This is a genomic window from Sediminicoccus sp. KRV36, assembly GCF_023243115.1.
In the GTDB taxonomy this organism is placed as follows: Bacteria; Pseudomonadota; Alphaproteobacteria; order Acetobacterales; family Acetobacteraceae; genus Roseococcus.
This window is the reverse complement of record NZ_CP085081.1, coordinates 3,926,618-3,942,192: the sequence shown is the minus strand read 5'-3', so window position 1 is coordinate 3,942,192 and position 15,575 is coordinate 3,926,618. Positions and strand designations below refer to the sequence as shown.

The 15,575-nt window shown below is 66.9% G+C and carries 16 protein-coding genes and 1 tRNA gene; 9 read left to right on the top strand and 8 right to left on the bottom strand.

Annotation, left to right across the window (positions count from 1 at the left end):
- Positions 1-3: 3 nt before the first annotated feature.
- Both LHU95_RS18680 and LHU95_RS18675 read left to right on the top strand, forming a co-directional pair.
- Positions 4-720, top strand: coding sequence for an ATP12 family protein (locus tag LHU95_RS18680; protein ID WP_248708460.1), 717 nt, complete (start codon positions 4-6; stop codon positions 718-720).
- Complete coding sequence (locus LHU95_RS18675) at positions 717-992, top strand: acylphosphatase (RefSeq protein ID WP_248708459.1); 276 nt, start codon at positions 717-719, stop codon at positions 990-992. Before LHU95_RS18680 ends, LHU95_RS18675 begins: the two co-directional genes overlap by 4 nt.
- Positions 993-1,050: 58 nt before the next feature.
- Here LHU95_RS18675 and LHU95_RS18670 read toward each other — a convergent pair whose 3' ends face one another.
- Entirely contained in the window at positions 1,051-2,013 is a 963-nt protein-coding gene (locus LHU95_RS18670) for a tripartite tricarboxylate transporter substrate binding protein (protein ID WP_248708458.1), read from the bottom strand.
- Between the two features lie 63 nt (positions 2,014-2,076).
- Here LHU95_RS18670 and LHU95_RS18665 point away from each other — a divergent pair, with 63 nt between their 5' ends.
- The gene (locus LHU95_RS18665; protein ID WP_248708457.1) at positions 2,077-3,120 is read left to right on the top strand and encodes a TauD/TfdA family dioxygenase; all 1,044 of its coding nucleotides are present in this window, start codon (positions 2,077-2,079) and stop codon (positions 3,118-3,120) included.
- A gap of 109 nt (positions 3,121-3,229) precedes the next feature.
- On the opposite strand, the gene LHU95_RS18660 is transcribed toward LHU95_RS18665, so the two are convergent.
- Positions 3,230-3,589 (bottom strand): DUF3597 family protein, encoded by a 360-nt coding sequence (locus tag LHU95_RS18660; RefSeq protein WP_248708456.1) that lies wholly within the window; start codon positions 3,587-3,589, stop codon positions 3,230-3,232.
- A 116-nt stretch (positions 3,590-3,705) separates the two neighbouring features.
- Positions 3,706-3,888, bottom strand: coding sequence for a CsbD family protein (locus LHU95_RS18655; RefSeq protein WP_248708455.1), 183 nt, complete (start codon positions 3,886-3,888; stop codon positions 3,706-3,708).
- 277 nt (positions 3,889-4,165) lie between these two features.
- Here LHU95_RS18655 and LHU95_RS18650 point away from each other — a divergent pair, with 277 nt between their 5' ends.
- From LHU95_RS18650 to LHU95_RS18635, 4 genes are all read left to right on the top strand, one after another.
- A complete protein-coding gene (locus LHU95_RS18650; RefSeq protein ID WP_248708454.1) occupies positions 4,166-5,209 on the top strand; it encodes a TRAP transporter substrate-binding protein in 1,044 nt (347 codons plus the stop codon).
- Positions 5,206-5,754 carry a TRAP transporter small permease subunit gene (locus LHU95_RS18645; protein ID WP_248708453.1) on the top strand — a complete coding sequence of 183 codons (549 nt, stop codon included), beginning with the start codon at positions 5,206-5,208 and terminating at the stop codon, positions 5,752-5,754. The genes LHU95_RS18650 and LHU95_RS18645 overlap by 4 nt, the downstream gene beginning before the upstream one ends.
- Positions 5,751-7,067: a TRAP transporter large permease gene (locus LHU95_RS18640; RefSeq protein WP_248708452.1), complete on the top strand. Its 1,317-nt coding sequence runs from the start codon at positions 5,751-5,753 to the stop codon at positions 7,065-7,067. The genes LHU95_RS18645 and LHU95_RS18640 overlap by 4 nt, the downstream gene beginning before the upstream one ends.
- Positions 7,068-7,308: 241 nt before the next feature.
- Positions 7,309-8,676 (top strand): DEAD/DEAH box helicase, encoded by a 1,368-nt coding sequence (locus LHU95_RS18635; RefSeq protein ID WP_248708451.1) that lies wholly within the window; start codon positions 7,309-7,311, stop codon positions 8,674-8,676.
- A gap of 451 nt (positions 8,677-9,127) precedes the next feature.
- Here the strand turns inward: LHU95_RS18635 and LHU95_RS18630 are convergent, their stop codons facing one another.
- The 5 genes from LHU95_RS18630 to lipB form a co-directional block, all read right to left on the bottom strand.
- A complete protein-coding gene (locus LHU95_RS18630) occupies positions 9,128-9,667 on the bottom strand; it encodes a hypothetical protein (RefSeq protein WP_248708450.1) in 540 nt (179 codons plus the stop codon).
- 275 nt (positions 9,668-9,942) lie between these two features.
- Positions 9,943-11,337: a PucC family protein gene (locus LHU95_RS18625; RefSeq protein WP_248708449.1), complete on the bottom strand. Its 1,395-nt coding sequence runs from the start codon at positions 11,335-11,337 to the stop codon at positions 9,943-9,945.
- Positions 11,338-11,433: 96 nt separating this feature from the next.
- Complete coding sequence (locus LHU95_RS18620; RefSeq protein ID WP_248708448.1) at positions 11,434-11,676, bottom strand: light-harvesting protein; 243 nt, start codon at positions 11,674-11,676, stop codon at positions 11,434-11,436.
- Positions 11,677-11,688: 12 nt separating this feature from the next.
- The gene (locus LHU95_RS18615) at positions 11,689-11,844 is read right to left on the bottom strand and encodes a light-harvesting protein (RefSeq protein WP_248708447.1); all 156 of its coding nucleotides are present in this window, start codon (positions 11,842-11,844) and stop codon (positions 11,689-11,691) included.
- A 317-nt stretch (positions 11,845-12,161) separates the two neighbouring features.
- Positions 12,162-12,872, bottom strand: a complete 711-nt coding sequence (gene lipB, locus LHU95_RS18610; RefSeq protein WP_248708446.1) for a lipoyl(octanoyl) transferase LipB — start codon at positions 12,870-12,872, stop codon at positions 12,162-12,164.
- A 20-nt stretch (positions 12,873-12,892) separates the two neighbouring features.
- Here lipB and LHU95_RS18605 point away from each other — a divergent pair.
- Together LHU95_RS18605 and LHU95_RS18600 are read left to right on the top strand one after the other, a co-directional pair.
- Positions 12,893-12,978, top strand: a tRNA-Leu gene (locus tag LHU95_RS18605).
- A 94-nt stretch (positions 12,979-13,072) separates the two neighbouring features.
- On the top strand, positions 13,073-15,340 hold the full coding sequence (locus LHU95_RS18600) for an NADP-dependent malic enzyme (RefSeq protein WP_248708445.1): 2,268 nt from the start codon (positions 13,073-13,075) through the stop codon (positions 15,338-15,340).
- The last annotated feature ends 235 nt before the right edge of the window (positions 15,341-15,575 follow it).

Below are 15,575 nucleotides of genomic sequence, written 5' to 3'. Positions count from 1 at the left end.
CCCATGAAGCGGTTCTGGAATCAGGCGGCCTGCGTTGCCGAGGACGAGGCCCAAGGCGGGGGCTTCGCCATCCATCTGGATGGCAAGCCCGTGCGCCTGCCCACGGGTGCCGCGCTGCGCGTGGCGACCCGTGAGCTGGGCGAGGCGCTGGCCGCCGAATGGCAGGCGGCGGGCGGCAGCATCGGCGGGGAGATGTCCTGGGAGGATGTGCCGCTGACGCGGCTGACGGGCACCGCGGCCGAGCGCATCGCGCCCGATCCGGCCGCCACCATCGCCGCCATCGCCAAATACGCCGAGACCGACCTGCTGTGCTACCGCGCCGAGGATGATGATCTGGCCACGCGCCAGGCCGCCGCCTGGCAGCCCTGGCTCGACTGGGCGGCGGCCAGCTTCGGGGCCGAGCTGCGTGCCACGCGGGGCATCATGCCCGTCCGGCAGGAGGAGGCGGCGCTGGCCGCGCTGCATGCCGCCGTGGCGCGCTTGCCGCCCGTGGCGCTTTCGGCACTTGGCGTGCTGGTCCCGGCGCTGGGGAGCTGCGTGCTGGGCCTTGCCGTGATGCATGGCGAGCTGGAGGCGGCCGAGGCGCATCGCCTCGCGGTGCTGGACGAGCTGTTTCAGGAAGAGCGCTGGGGCCTCGATTGGGAAGCCGAGGAACGGCGCGAGAAAGTCGCCGCCGACCTCACCCTCGCCGCGCGCCTCGCGGCATTGAGCCTGGGATGAAGGCCCGCCTGCTCCGCATTGCCGGGCGGGTGCAGGGGGTGGGGTTTCGCGACTGGCTGCTGCGCGAGGCGCGGACCCACGGTATTTCCGGCTGGGTGCGCAACCGGGCCGACGGCACGCTGGAAGCCCTGCTGGCGGGCGAGGAGGATGCGCTGAACGCCGTGCTCACCGCCTGCCGCCGTGGGCCACCACTGGCCCGCGTGGAGCGCATCGAGGAAAGCTTCGCCGAACCGCCGGCCGGGCCGGGGTTCATCCGCCGGCCCAGCGCCTGACGCGCCGGGCGGCGGATGCGCCGAGGTCGCGGCCGGATTGCGGGCTGGCCGGCCGCGCCTATTGGACCGAGATGTTCTGCGCGCGGATCAGCGCACCCCAGCGGTCGCGCTCGGCGGTGACGCGCGCGGCGAAGGCGCCGGGGTCATTGGGCAGGTAGATCAGCCCCTGCTCGGCCAGGAAGCGCTGGGTCTCGGGCAGGTTGGCGACGCGCACATATTCGCCGTGCAGCCGCTCCACGATGGAAGCGGGCGTGCCGGTCGGCGCGATCACGCCATACCAGGTGGCCACGTCGATATCGGGGTAGCCCACCTCCATCAGCGTCGGCACATCGGGCAGTTGCGGCACGCGCACCGGGGTGGTGACGGCCAGGGCCCGCACCGCGCCGGACTGGATTTGCGGCAGCATCAGAGGCAGCGTGTCGAACATCGCCTGGATATCGCCGCGCATCATCGCCGGCAGGCTTTCATTGGTGCCGCGGAAGGGAATGTGCTCCATCGCGATGCCATCCCGCGCGCGGAAAATCTCGAAGATCAGGTGCTGCGCGGTGCCCACCCCCACACTCGCGTAATTGCTGCGCCCCGGCCGCGCCCGCACCCAGGCGATGAGTTCGGGGACGGTGCGCTCCGGCACGTCATTCGCCACCACCAGCACGAGGGGGGAGGCGGCGAACATCACCACCGGGATCAGGTCCCGCGCCGCATCATAGGGAATGTCGCGGAACAGATGCGGGAAGATGGTCAGCGGGCCGAGATTGCCCATGCCGATGGTGTAGCCATCCGGTGCGGCGCGCGCGACCTCGGCCACGCCGATGCGCCCGCCAGCGCCCGAGCGGAAATCATTGACCAGCGGCTGGCCCAGGGCGCGGCCCACCGGGTCATTGAAGGTGCGGGCGATGACGTCATTCAGCCCGCCGGGCGGCCAGGGGACGATGAAGCGCACCGGCCGGACCGGCCAGCCCTGCGCGAGGGCGGGGGCCGCGAGCGGCAGGACGAGGGAGGCGAGCAGGGCGCGACGATTCATGCGCGGAACCATCGCGCGGGAAGGCTTTGCGGGGAAGGGGCAAATCGTTGCAGGATCGTGTTCATGCAAAACCTTTCCCGCATTGGCGGCCGCGCCGCCTGGACCGGGGCCGATCTGGCCCGAGATCCCTCCTGGATCATGCCGCTGCCGGATGGCGCGCTGGCCGAGATTGACGCGGCGCTGGCCGGCCTCGGCCACCGGGCGCCGCCCGGCTTCGACGCCCGCCATTTCCCGCTGCCCGGCCTGGCCCGCTTCCTGGCGCAGGTGGCGCAGGAGCTGGAATCGGGGCGCGGGCTGGTGCGCCTCACCGGGCTTGATCCGGCGCGCTACGGCGCCGCGGATCTCAAGCGGGTCTTCTGGGGGCTGATGTGCCATCTGGGCACGCCGCTGCCACAGAACACCACGGGCGAGATCATCGGCGAGGTGAAGGATGAAACCGGGGTGGGGGCCGCCATCGGCAGCGGCACCGCGCGGGCGCGCAGCCGCTCCACCGGGCCGCTGCGCTTTCACACCGACAAATGCGACCTGCTGACGCTGCTCTGTGCCTCCAACGGCATTGCGGGCGGAGTTTCGCGCATTGTCTCCACCGTGGCGATCCAGGATGCGATGCTGGAGCGGCGGCCTGACCTGCTGGCCGTGCTCTACCAGGATTTCTGGCGGGCGCGCCCGGCCGATGAGGAGGGTGAGGGGATGGCCGCGCGGCCCTTCCCCATGCCCGTCTTCGCGCGCGGGCCGGACGGCGCCTTCACCAGCCAGTACAGCCGCACCTATGTGGAGCTGGCGCAGGGGCAGCCCGGCGTGCCGCCGGTGAGCGCCGCGCAGGTCGAGGCGATGGATCTGCTGGCCGCGCTGGCCGAGGAACTCTGCGTCGAAATGCCCTTCGAGGCGGGGCAGATCCAGCTCATGAATCAGCATGTCACCTATCACGGGCGCACGGCCTATGCGGATGACGCGGCGGCGGGGGCGCGGCGCAACCTGCTGCGCATCTGGCTGGCCAGCCCGCTCAGCCGCGCCCTGCCGGCGGGGCATGCGGGGCAATGGGGCGATGTGCGGGCAGGCGCGCTGCGCGGCGGGGCGATGCCGGGGCGGAGCGCGCTGGCGGCCTGACGGGGGGGACGGGCAGGGAAGGGCGCTGCCCTTCACCCGCCAGGGGACTTGTCCCCTGGACCCCTGTTCGTGGGGGCGCGCCCGCTCCGCCCGCGCTGGGCCTACGGCGTCAATCGCGCAGGCTGGCCGGCACCTGGCCGCCATTCTGCGCCAATTGCTGCCACACCGCGCGGGAGAGCGCGATATTCTGCTCCGCCGTGCCGTCGGCGCCGGCATGGACGTTCAATTCCGTCGCCAGGGCCTTGCGGGCGGAGAGGCTGGAATCGAGGTCCAGCAGCTTCAGCAGGTCCACGATGGAGACCTTCCAATTCCCGCCGCCACCCTTTTGCGCGGCCAGCGCCGTCAGCACGGCTTCCACATCCACCGCGCCCGGGGAGGCGCCCGCCATGGGGGGCACCGCGGCGGCGCCGGGTTGCGCCGCACTCGCCGCGCCGAAAATCTTGGTCATGATGGCGCTGAACAGGCTCATGGGAACATCCGATCTGGAATGGGGTATGGCTTCATCCGGGCCAGCGCGGGCTGGCCTGGGTGGGCATGGCGGATGCCAGGGCGGGCATGAGGCCCGCCCTGGCGTTCAGCTCAGCTCTACTTCTTGACGGCGTCGCGGATGGCGTCCTTCGCCCCGCCCAGCGCGTTCTGCACCTTGCCTTCGACCTTGTCGGCAGCGCCTTCGGTCTGCAGCTTGGCATCGCCGGTGATCTTGCCGACGGTCTCCTTGATGGCGCCCTTGGCCTGTTTGGCCGCGCCCGCAATCCGGTCCTTGTCCATGCAATAGGCTCCTTTGATGGCTGCGTGAGAGATCGCGGCGCCCTGGGTTCGGACGCGCTGACAATCTCCATGGCCAGAACCCGCGAGCCGGCCTCGCGTTGCGGCGGGAGGGGGATTTTCATGCAGGCCCCGCCGCGGATCCGGGTAGGAAGCAGGCAGCGCCTGCCCCAAACGGAGGCGCATCCGTGCCCATGCGGCCGATTTCAGCCGCCTCTGGCTTGCCACGCCACGGGAAAGCTTGCGAGGCTCCGCGACCAGTTCAAAGGAGAGCATGCCCGTGCAAAGACGTGACCTGATGGGCGCCGGATTGGCGCTGAGTGCCTTGGGCGCCCCGCTGGTGGCCCGGGCGCAGCAGACCTTCACCCTGCGCCTGCACAGCTTCTCCTCGCCCACCGCGCTGGACCACACCATCCACCTCGACCGCTGGGCCGAGCGGGTGAATCAGCAATCCCAGGGCCGCATCATCATCCAGAGCTTCCCGGCGATGCAGCTGGGCGGCGCGCCGCGTGATCTGCCGCAGCAGCTGGAAGACGGCGTGGTGGACATCATCTGGACGGTGCCGGGCTTCACGCCGGGCCGCTTCATGGGCACCGAGGGGCTGGAAATGCCCTTCATGAACACCGGCCGCAGCGCCAGCATGTCCCAGGCCGCGTATGACTACGTCTCGAAGAACCTGGCCGATACCGAGTATCGCGGCATCAAGATCATCTCGATCCATTCGACCGACCGCGCGCTGATCCACACCTCACGCCGGCCGGTCCGCACGCTGGAGGATTTCCGCGGCCTGCGCCTGCGCGTCGCCGGCCGTTTCATCGGCGAGGCGGTGACGGCCATGGGTGCGACCCCGGTCGGCATTCCGCTGGGTGGTGTCTATGAGGCGGCGGCGCGCAACCAGGTGGATGGCTTCCTGATCAACTGGGCCATCACCCAGCCTTTCCGTCTGTTTGAAGTCTCCAAGTATCACAGCGAGCCGCCGGGGGTGGGCCTGTTTCAGGGCATGCTGCTGACGCTGATGAACCAGCGCAGCTACATGCGCCTGCCGCCCGAACTGCGCGCCGTGATTGACGCCAATTCCGGCGCTGAACTCTCGAAGCAGCTGGGCGAGGCCTGGGACACCCAGACCCAACCCGCCATTGATGCCGCCCGCAATGCCGGCAATGAGATCATCGAGATCGGCCCGGCGGAGATGGCCCGCTGGCGCACCGCCGTCGCACCCGCTTATGACGCCTGGATGGCCGAGATGACGCGCCGCAACCGCAACGGCCGGCAGCTCTTCGACGAAATCCAGGCCACCACCGCCCGGTTCGGGCGCGTGGGTTGAGCACACCAGAAGTCACCGAGCACGGCATCCTCGCCGCGCCGGAATACCTGCCCTTCCCGCGCATTCGGGCCGTGCTGGAGGGCGTGACCACCTGGGCCGCGCTGCTGGCCGGGGCGCTGCTGCTGGTGGCCGTCGCCGTCACCACGGGCTCGGTCCTGCAAGGGGCGATCATCAACAAGCCGATCCTGGGCGATTCCGAGATCGTGGAAATGGTGCTGGGTGTGGCCGTCGCCTTCTGCCTGCCGCTGGCCGAAATGCGGGGCGCCCATGTGCTGGTGGATTTCTTCACGCAAAAGCTGCCGCCGCGCGCCATTGCCGGCCTGGATGCGCTGATGCGCAGCGTCGCCGCGGCCGTCGTCTTCGTGCTGGCCTGGCGGCTCGCCATTGGCGGCTACAACAATTGGGACCGCGAGCGCGAGACCATGTTCCTCGAAATTCCCTTCTGGTGGGGCTATGCAGGGGCGGCCATCGGCATGGCCCTCTGGATGGTGTGTTCCGCCTTCATCGCGCTGGAAAGTGCCGCCCGCGTCAGGCGGACCGTATGAGCGATTTCGATATCGGGCTGGCGATGTTCGCCGCCGCCCTGGTGCTGATTGCGCTGCGCATGCCCGTCGGCGTGGCCATGCTGCTGGTGGGTGGCGTGGGCTTCGCCACCATTGGCGGGTGGGACCGGCTCTTTGCCACTCTGAACTCGATGACCTTCAGCCGCTTCTCCTCCTACACGCTCTCGGTCATTCCGCTGTTCCTGCTGATGGGGGATTTTGCCACCAAGGGCGGCATGAATCGCGCGCTGTTCCGATGCGCGCGCGCCTGGATGGGGCATTGGCGCGGCGGCCTGGCGGTCGCCACCATCGGCGGCTGCGCGGCCTTTGGCGCCATCTGCGGCTCCTCGCTGGCCACCGCCGCCACGATGAGCCAGGTGGCCGGCCCCGAGATGCGGCGCCATGGCTATTCCTCCGCACTCGCCACCGGCACGCTGGCGGCGGGCGGCACGCTGGGCATCCTCATCCCGCCCAGCGTCATCCTGGTGATCTATGCGATCTATACGGAGATGAGCATCGGCACGCTCTTCATCGCGGCCGTCATCCCTGGGCTGATCGCGACGGCCGGCTACATGGTCGTGGTGAACATCTACGCCCGCCTGCATCCGGACGCCGCCCCGCCCGCCCCGGCCATGGATTTCCGCGAAAAGCTGCGCGCCACGGGTGAGGTCTGGCCCGTCGCCCTCGTCTTCATCCTGGTCGTCACCGGCATTTATGGTGGCTGGTTCTCCGCCACGGAGGGGGCCGCCATTGGTGCCGCCGCCACCTTCCTGCTGGCCGTCATCCTTGGCGGCATGCGCTGGCAGGGCCTGAAGGAAAGCCTGCTCTCCACCACCGTCACCACCGGGCTTATCTTCGTGGTGCTGCTGGGGGCGGAATTGTTCAGCGCGGCCCTCGCCATCTCCCGCCTGCCGGCCGAGCTTTCGGCCATGGTCGCGGGGTTGGATGTGGCGCCGATCGTCATCCTGCTGATGATCCTGCTGATCTATTTCATCCTGGGCTGCTTCATGGAAAGCTTGGCGATGGTGCTGCTGACACTGCCCATCTTCATCCCCCTCATGCTCTCGCTCGATTTCGGCATGGGGCGGGAGCAGGTGCTGGTGTGGTTCGGCATCCTCGTGCTCATGTCGGTCGAGGTGGGGATGATCTCGCCGCCCTTTGGGCTCAACCTGTTCGTCATCAACGCCATGGCGAAGGATGTGCCGATGGGCGAGACCTATCGCGGCGTCATGGGCTTTGTCGCCTCGGATTTCGTGCGGATCATCCTGCTGGCGCTGGTGCCGGCGATCTCGCTGTGGCTGCCGGGTCTTTGGTGAGGCGCTGCGAATCTGCTTGCGCTTTGTTTTGCGATGCACCATACAGCCTGCATCAAGCGGGCATGCATGCTCGCCAGGTTCCGGCCGCGTGAGCGGCGCCGTGCTTCGGTCTGACTGAAGCGCCACCAGGCAGCCGAACTGCCGGACCCTTCGATGTATCTCCCGGATCAGCCCAGCCACGCGGGGTGTCCAACCCTGAACTCCCGCGGCCCGCCATGCGCGCCGCGCAGCTGGATTTATCATGACCACTTTCAACGAACTCGGCCTCAATCCGCTCCTGCTGAGCGCCCTCGAACAGGCCGGCTACACCACGCCCACCCCGATCCAGAGCCAGGCCATCCCGGCCGCACTCCAGGGCCGTGACATCCTGGGCATCGCGCAGACCGGCACCGGCAAGACCGCCGCCTTCGCCCTGCCCATCCTGCACCAGCTGGCGCTCACCGGCGGCCACCCGCCGCGCGGCGGCTGCCGCGTTCTGGTGCTGAGCCCGACGCGCGAACTGGCTTCGCAGATCGCGGAAAGCTTCAAGACCTATGGCCGCCACATGGGCTTCTCGGTCGCTACCGTCTTTGGCGGCGTCGGCCATGTGCCGCAGCAGCGGGCCCTGGCCCGCGGCGTGGACGTGCTGGTGGCCACGCCGGGCCGCCTGATGGACCATATGGGCACCAAGCATGCCCGCCTGGACCACACCCAGATCCTGGTGCTGGACGAAGCCGACCAGATGCTCGACCAGGGCTTCCTGCCGGCCATCCGCAAGATCGTGGCGCAGGTGCCCAAGGTGCGGCGCACGATGTTCTTCAGCGCGACCATGCCGCCGGATATCGCGCGCCTGGCCGCCGACATGCTGATCGAGCCCGTTCGCGTCGAAGTGACGCCTGTTTCCACCACCGCCGAGCGCGTGAACCAGAAGGTCATCTTCCTCGATGGCTCGGGCAAGCGCGCCGCCCTGACCGGCATTCTGCGCGGTGAGGGTGTGGGCCGCGTCCTCATCTTCTCCCGCACCAAGCATGGCGCGGACAAGATCGTGAAGTCGCTGGCCGATGACGGCATCGCCGCCAATGCCATCCATGGCAATAAGGGCCAGTCCCAGCGCGAGCGCGCGCTCGCCGAGTTCAAGTCCGGCCGCGCGCCGGTGCTGGTCGCGACCGACATCGCCGCCCGCGGCATTGACGTGCCGGAGGTGACGCACGTCATCCAGCACGAGCTGCCGGAAGTGCCGGAGACCTATGTCCATCGCATCGGCCGCACCGCGCGCGCCGGCGCTTCGGGCATGGCCATCGCGCTCGTTGCCCCGGACGAAGTCGGCCTGCTGCGCGCCATCGAAAAGCTGACGCGCCAGAAGATCGACAGCGAAGACCGCCGCCAGAACCCGACGGTGCCGCTGAACGACCGCGCCGTGCCGACACGCCCGCAGCGCGGCCGCCAGGCCCCGCAGCAGAACCGGGCGCCGAAGCGCGAAGAGCATCGCGGCGCCCGCGAGGAACACCGCGGTTCGCCCAGCCGGCCGTCCGAGCAACGCTCCTACGTGAAGCCGATCAGCGATGCGGGGCGCAAGCGGCCCAGCGCGCCGTCCTCGGCGCCGCGCGGGTTCATGGCGCGCGGGCGTTAAGCAACGCTTTCGGGGGCGCTGCCCCCGAACCCCCGCCGGGGTGACAGTGTCACCCCGGACCCCGCCTGGACTTCAGCCGATAGGCAGCAAGTTACCTACAAGCCGGATCGTCCGACCCGGCACCCAACGAAAACAGTCAATATCTCTCTTTAAGAAAATTATTCACGGTAAATTTATCTATGTATGGCTTTGACCTGATCCTGTTCATCAAATCCCAGTACATGGCCTTAGCTATAGGTTGAGTAATTTCAGACGGTACGCGATAGCGATATTGTGGTGGGTTTGCCTTGCCATTCTCAACAAAATATGTCGATTTATGATAATGATCTTGTAAATAAATATACAAGAAAAATCGAATGTTGTTTAGCAGTTCGCCTATATAGCTTGCATGGTAAATGAATACATTTTGGAAAAACTATTCAAAAAATTCTTCGACTACTAAGTAGGCATATTACTCTTCGATGTTATGTCCCGATTTGTACAGGATTTTTCTAATATATTTTATATTAGTTGATAGTCTTGCTAAATTATGCTTTGCAATATCACCGCAGATTTTGAGATATCTGTAGCGTTCAATCAGTGGATCTGTGCAAATACCGATATGACTTAAATATACTTGGTCGGCGGTAAACTTGGTCTCTAGCCAACTCGCGAAAGTCTCAACTTGCAGGGATAGCTGGGTTGGATCCACCCCAAGCTTAGGATTTGCGCAAACCTGCCTCAGATGGAAGAGGAATGTAAGGTCAGCTGGCTTTGCATTGCTGGGAACAGGCTTTAAACCAAGCGGTACAGCGTCGCCTCTAAATGACTTTATTTGAGAGAGAAAATCCCCAAGAAGTATCAAAAAGAATTTAGCATGTATCGAGCTCTGAAATCTTAATTCGGTCAACTCCAACGAACCAGATTTTTCAAAGTTTTGCCAATTAACCATGCCATCAATCATCTCCCAAGCTGAGTTTAGAATGATAACTTCTCGCTCGGTTTCGTTCATACGCGAATGATATCGCCTTTATCCATTTTTTCAATGTTGAATTCGGCTGAACGATCCGTCTGATCTGAGTCAGTAACAATAGCAACGGAACCAGATCACCTGCCTCGTCAGCCTCCACAATTGTCCAAAGAATCACTCGGGCAGGCTGCCGTGCCATAAACCTCTGCCGTACGAAGAAAAGAGTGGCACCAGAGTGAGGCGGGGTCCGGGGTCCGCCACGGACCCCGGCGGAGGGTCCGGGAGGCAGAGCCTCCCGGGGGGACAAGCCCAAGCCCTCAAACCACCTGCGCCGCCACTCCGCGCCGCCGCAGCAGCGGCAGCATCACCACCACCGCCGCCAGCAGCAGCGTGATTTCCAGCGCGTACACGCTGGCATAGCCCAGCATCGGCCCATTCCCCTTAGGCCCGGCCCAGCTGGTCACCACATCCCGCATCACGCCGCCCAGGGCCATCGCCACACCCGCGGCGGTGGCTTGGACGGCACCCCAGGCGCCCAGTGCCAGTCCCACCTGGTCGCGCGGGGCCAGGTTCATGGTGGCGGTCAGTGTCCCGTGGCTGAACAACCCCCCGCCGAAGCCGATCAGCAGCACGCCCAGGGCAAACAAGGCCGGCGCGTGCAGTGGGGCCGCCAGGGTCACCAGGGCGAAGCCGGGTATGCCGAACAGCGCCCCGTTGCTGGCCATCCGGAACGGGTCCGTGCCGCGGCTGAGCACGCGTGAGGCGTAGCTGAACCCCACCAGCCCGCCAAAGGCCAGGCTCGCCGTCAGGGTGGTGGTGGCCGAGACGGAGAGTTTCAGGATTTGTCCGCCATAGGGCTCCAGCAGCACATCCTGCATGGAGAAGGCGGCGGTGCCGAGGCCGAGGGCCGCAAGCCGCCGCAGCGCGTGCTCGCCCTCGATGAAGCTGCCCCAGGATTCGCGGAAGCTCGGCTCCGGCAGGTGGAAGGCGGTGCGGCCGGGGTTGCGCGCCTCCTGCTTCCACAAGGCGATCACATTGAGAATGAGGGTCACCACGGCCGAGCCCTGGATCACCTGGATCAGCCTGCCCGGCGTGAAATCGGCCAGCAGCGCGCCGAAGATGATGGCGCTGCCGATCATCCCCACCAGCAGCATGACATACATGAGGCCGACGATCTTGGCCTGCGACTCGGGGGGGGCGAGGTCGGTCGCCAGCGCCAGGCCGACGGTCTGCGTCGTATGCAACCCGGCCCCCACCATGAGGAAGGCGATGCCGGCCCCCGCCAGGCCAATCCAGCGCGGCGCATCGGCTGCCTCGGCCTCGCCCGCCAGCACCAGCAGCGCGAAGGGCATGATGGCCAGGCCGCCGAATTGGATGAGGGTGCCGCTCCACATGAAGGGCACCCGCCGCCACCCCAGGAAGGAGCGATGCGTGTCCGAGCGGAAGCCGATCAGCGCGCGGAAGGGCGCAAAGACCAGCGGCAGCGACAGCATGATGGCAACGAGCGAGGCCGGTACGCTCAGTTCCACGATCATCACGCGGTTCAGCGTGCCGATCAGCAGGACCAGCGCCATGCCGACCGAAACCTGGAACAGCGAAAGCCGCAGCAGGCGGGAGAGCGGCATCTCGGGCGAGGCGGCGTCGGCGAAGGGGAGGAAGCGCGGGCCAAGGCTGGCCCAGGTGTAGATCACCTTGCGCGTGAGCGGGTTCATGCTCCGTCATTCCGGCGCTGGCGTGTGAAGGAAGAATGAGGGGTCGGCACCAAGCTGTCCCGACCCCCCGTCATGGCGTTGGAGTCGCGTGCTGGCCTATTTCGAGGCCAATCGCGCGTACTCCTCCGTGGTTCCCGGCTTCATCAGCGCGACGAGCGAGGAGGTGTCGGGTGCGGCTGCGGCGGCGCGCGTCCCCTTGCCCTGCCAATAGGCGGCGAACCAGGTGGTGTGGGTGAGGATGGAGGCATGAACGGCCAGGGCCGTCAGCGCCACGCCACCGATGATAAGCGGAATGCCGACGGTCGGCTTGACCACCAGCCACATTTTTCCATTGATCATGGGTGGGCCTCCTTATCTCAGCCAGGGGGTGAGAGTATAGGCGAGGAAATGGGCACAAGCGGCGATGAAGCCGAAGGTGCGCGCCCCGCTGATGATGTAGCTGTGAAGCTCTTCGGCCTCACCGATGGTCAGGCCCGTGGGCCAGACTCTGCTTTCATTACTTGACATATAAGTCCCTCCTTTGGAGACGTCTCAGGTTTCGTGGCGAACCCGATGCTGGGTTCCTCGTGGCTGTGGCGCCGGGCGCCGGCAGCAAGACGGGGACGGGCGCGCCACGGGTCCGGCGGCTTTGGGGCGGCGCGCGGTGGTTGCGGTGGCGGGTGGGCCCATCGGGATCTTGACCTTCTGGTGTGTCAACTTATATTTACACAAGTTGTGTCAACCAAATGGAACATCGGGCAAGGCCCGGCTGTCAAGCGCCGTCACACATCAGCCGCGGAATGATTCCGCGCTGTGGCCCGCAGGCGATGATGCGGCGTGACGTTTCAGTCCCGGCTTGATCCGCTACCGGCATGGCCGAAAACCTCGGCCCAGGTCGCCATCAGCGCGGCATCCGCCTCCGCCATGGTCGCCAGCACGCCCAGGTCATGCAGGCTGGTCACGCCATGCTCGGCGATGCCGCAGGGGATGATGCCGCCGAAATGCGAGAGATCCGGCTCCACGTTCAGCGCGATTCCGTGCCAGCTCACCCAGCGCGTCACGCGCACGCCGATGGCGCCGATCTTGAACTCCCCGAGCCTCGGCTTCACCACCCAGATGCCGACGCGGCCTTCCCGCCGCTCGCCGCGAATATTGAAGCGGTCCAGCGCGCGGATCATCCATTCCTCCAGCGCCTGGACATAGGCGCGCACATCGCGTGGCTTGACCGGCCCATGCGCGCGCGTGAGGTCCAGCATGACATAGGCGGTGCGCTGGCCTGGCCCGTGATAGGTCCATTGCCCGCCGCGCCCGGCCGCATAATGCGGGAAGCGCTGCTCGATCAGCTCTTCCGGCTTGGCGCTGGTGCCGGCGGTATAGCTGGGCGGATGCTCGACCAGCCAGACCGCTTCTTGCGCCGTGCCCGCGCGGATCGCGGCCACGCGCGCCTCCATCGCGGCCAGCGCCTCGGGGTAGGGGGTCAGCCCCTCGCTGATGCGCCATTCGGGAGGTGGGCCAAGGGGAAATTGATCTGGGTCGGTTGAACCGGGCGGGATCATGCGCTAGGACGCTCTCGTCTGCGGTCGTGGTGGAATGGTAGACACGCCAGCTTGAGGTGCTGGTGGGGGAAACCCCTTGGAAGTTCGAATCTTCTCGACCGCACCATTCCCTTCAGATGTCATCCGCCGCTGCTCCGCGCCACCTGTTGCGGCGCATGCCGGAACCCCGCATCTTGGCCCGGTTCAAAAGGGCCTTCGCCATGGATGATGATTTCCGCCGCGCCGCATTGGATTACCACCGCTTCCCGCGGCCCGGAAAGCTCGCCATCGAACCGACCAAGCGCATGGCCTCCCAGCGGGACCTCGCGCTCGCCTATTCGCCGGGCGTAGCGGCGGCCTGCGAGGAGATCGCGGCCGATCCGGACAAGGCCTGGGACTACACCACGCGCGGCAACATGGTCGCCGTCATCACCAATGGCACGGCGGTGCTGGGCCTGGGCAATATCGGCCCGCTCGCCTCCAAGCCGGTGATGGAGGGCAAGGCCGTCCTCTTCAAGCGCTTCGCCGGCATCGATTCCATTGATATCGAGGTCCAGGCCACCGAGATCGACCATTTCGTCGAGGTCGTGGCCGCGCTGGAACCCAGCTTCGGCGCCATCAACCTCGAAGACATCAAGGCGCCCGAATGCTTCGAGATCGAAGCCCGCCTCCGCGCCCGGATGAACATCCCGGTCTTCCATGATGACCAGCATGGCACGGCCATCATCGTCGCCGCCGCCGTGCGCAACGGGTTGCTGCTGCAGGGCAAGAACCTGGCCGATGTAAAGCTGGTGAATACCGGGGGCGGGGCGGCCGCTCTCGCCTGCCTCGACCTGCTGCTCACCATGGGCCTGAAGCGCGAGAACGTGACCATCTGTGACATTGAGGGTGTGGTCTATGCCGGCCGTCCAGGGCTGGACGCGACCAAGGCCCGCTACGCGCAGGAGACCAATGCCCGCACCCTGCCCGAGGTGCTGGACGGCGCCGATGTCTTCCTGGGCCTCTCGGCACCCCGCGTGCTGAAGGGGGAATGGCTGCACAAGCTGGCCCCCCGCCCCCTGGTGCTGGCCCTGGCCAACCCCGACCCGGAAATCCTGCCCGAGGCGGTGCGCGCGGCACGCCCCGATGCCATCGTCGCCACCGGCCGCACCGACTACCCGAACCAGGTCAACAACGTCCTCTGCTTCCCCTTCATCTTCCGGGGTGCGCTGGATGCCGGCGCGACGACCATCAACGAGGCGATGAAGGTCGCCGCCGTCGAGGCCATTGCGGCCCTGGCGCGGGTGGAAGCGAGTGAGGTGGTGGCCGCGGCCTATGGCGGCACGGCCCCCGTCTTTGGCCCGGAATACATCATCCCCAAGCCCTTCGACCCACGCCTGATCCTGGAGATCGCCCCCGCCGTCGCCCGTGCCGCGATGGAAAGCGGCGTGGCCCGCCGGCCCATCGCGGATTTCGATGCCTACCGTGCCGACCTCACGCGCTTCGTCTTTCGCTCCGGCAACCTCATGCGGCCGGTGCAGGAACTGGCCCGCCGCCGCCCCGCCCGCATCGTCTTCGCCGAGGGCGAGGATGAGCGCACGCTGCGCGCCGTGCAGACCGTGGTGGATGAAGGCACGGCCGAGCCCATCCTGGTCGGCCGCACGCCGGTCATCGAGGCAAAGCTGAAGGCGCTCGGCCTGCGCATGGCGCTGGGCCAATCGGTGCGCGTGCTGCATCCGGAGGAGCAGCCGGAGCTGTTTGCCCCGCTGATCGAGCTGTATCAGGCCAAGGTCTGCCGGCGCGGGATCACGCCGGCCGCGGCCGAGCGCCGTGTTGCCTCGCGCCCCACCGTCGCCGCCGGGCTGCTGCTGGAGGCGGGCCACGCCGATGCCGCCATCGTCGGCGGCCGGGGCGATTGGATGAGCGAGTGGGAGCACGCGCTGGGCATCATCGGCGCCCGGGCCGAGGTCAGCCGCGCCTATGCCTGCACCGCCGTGATCACGCAGAATGGCACGTTGTTCTTCGTGGACACGCATCTGCTGGTGGAGCCCAATGCGGCGCAGATCGCCGAGATGACGCTGCTCGCCGCCGAGCAGGTGCGCAGCTTCGGCCTGGTGCCCAAGGTGGCGCTGCTCAGCCACTCCTCCTTCGGCGCCTCGGGGGCGCCCAGTGCCCGCAAGATGCGCGCGGCCCTCAAGCTGATCCATGCCGCCGCCCCCGAGCTGGAGGTGGATGGCGAGATGCACGCCGATGCCGCGCTGGTGCCGCTGATCCGCGCCCGCGCCGTGCCGGATTCGCCGCTGGAGGGCACCGCCAACCTCCTGGTCTTCCCGAACCTGGATGCCGCCAATATCGCCTTCAACCTGGTGAAGGCGGTGGCCGATGGCCTGCAGGTCGGCCCCATGCTGCTGGGCATGAACAAGCCCATCCATGTGCTGACGCCGAGTGTGACGGCGCGCGGCATCGCCAACCTGGCGGCCGTGGCGGGGAGCCAGGTCGGGCGCGGCTGAACCGCCTCAGGGTGGGGTCGAGGGGCCAGCCCCTCGAGCTCCCCGGCAGGAAACTTGTTTCCTGCACCTTCATCCGGGGATTGGTAGGGTCGCTGCTCCAAGAAGCCGGGTTTCTTGGTGGGGGTGGCTGAAAAGCGGAGACGACGCGGGGGGGGGAGGGGCCAGGGCCCTCTCGCTATCTGGCCTTTTCCGGTGCTGTCCCGACAATTATCCTGCCAGATTGAGAATTATTCTG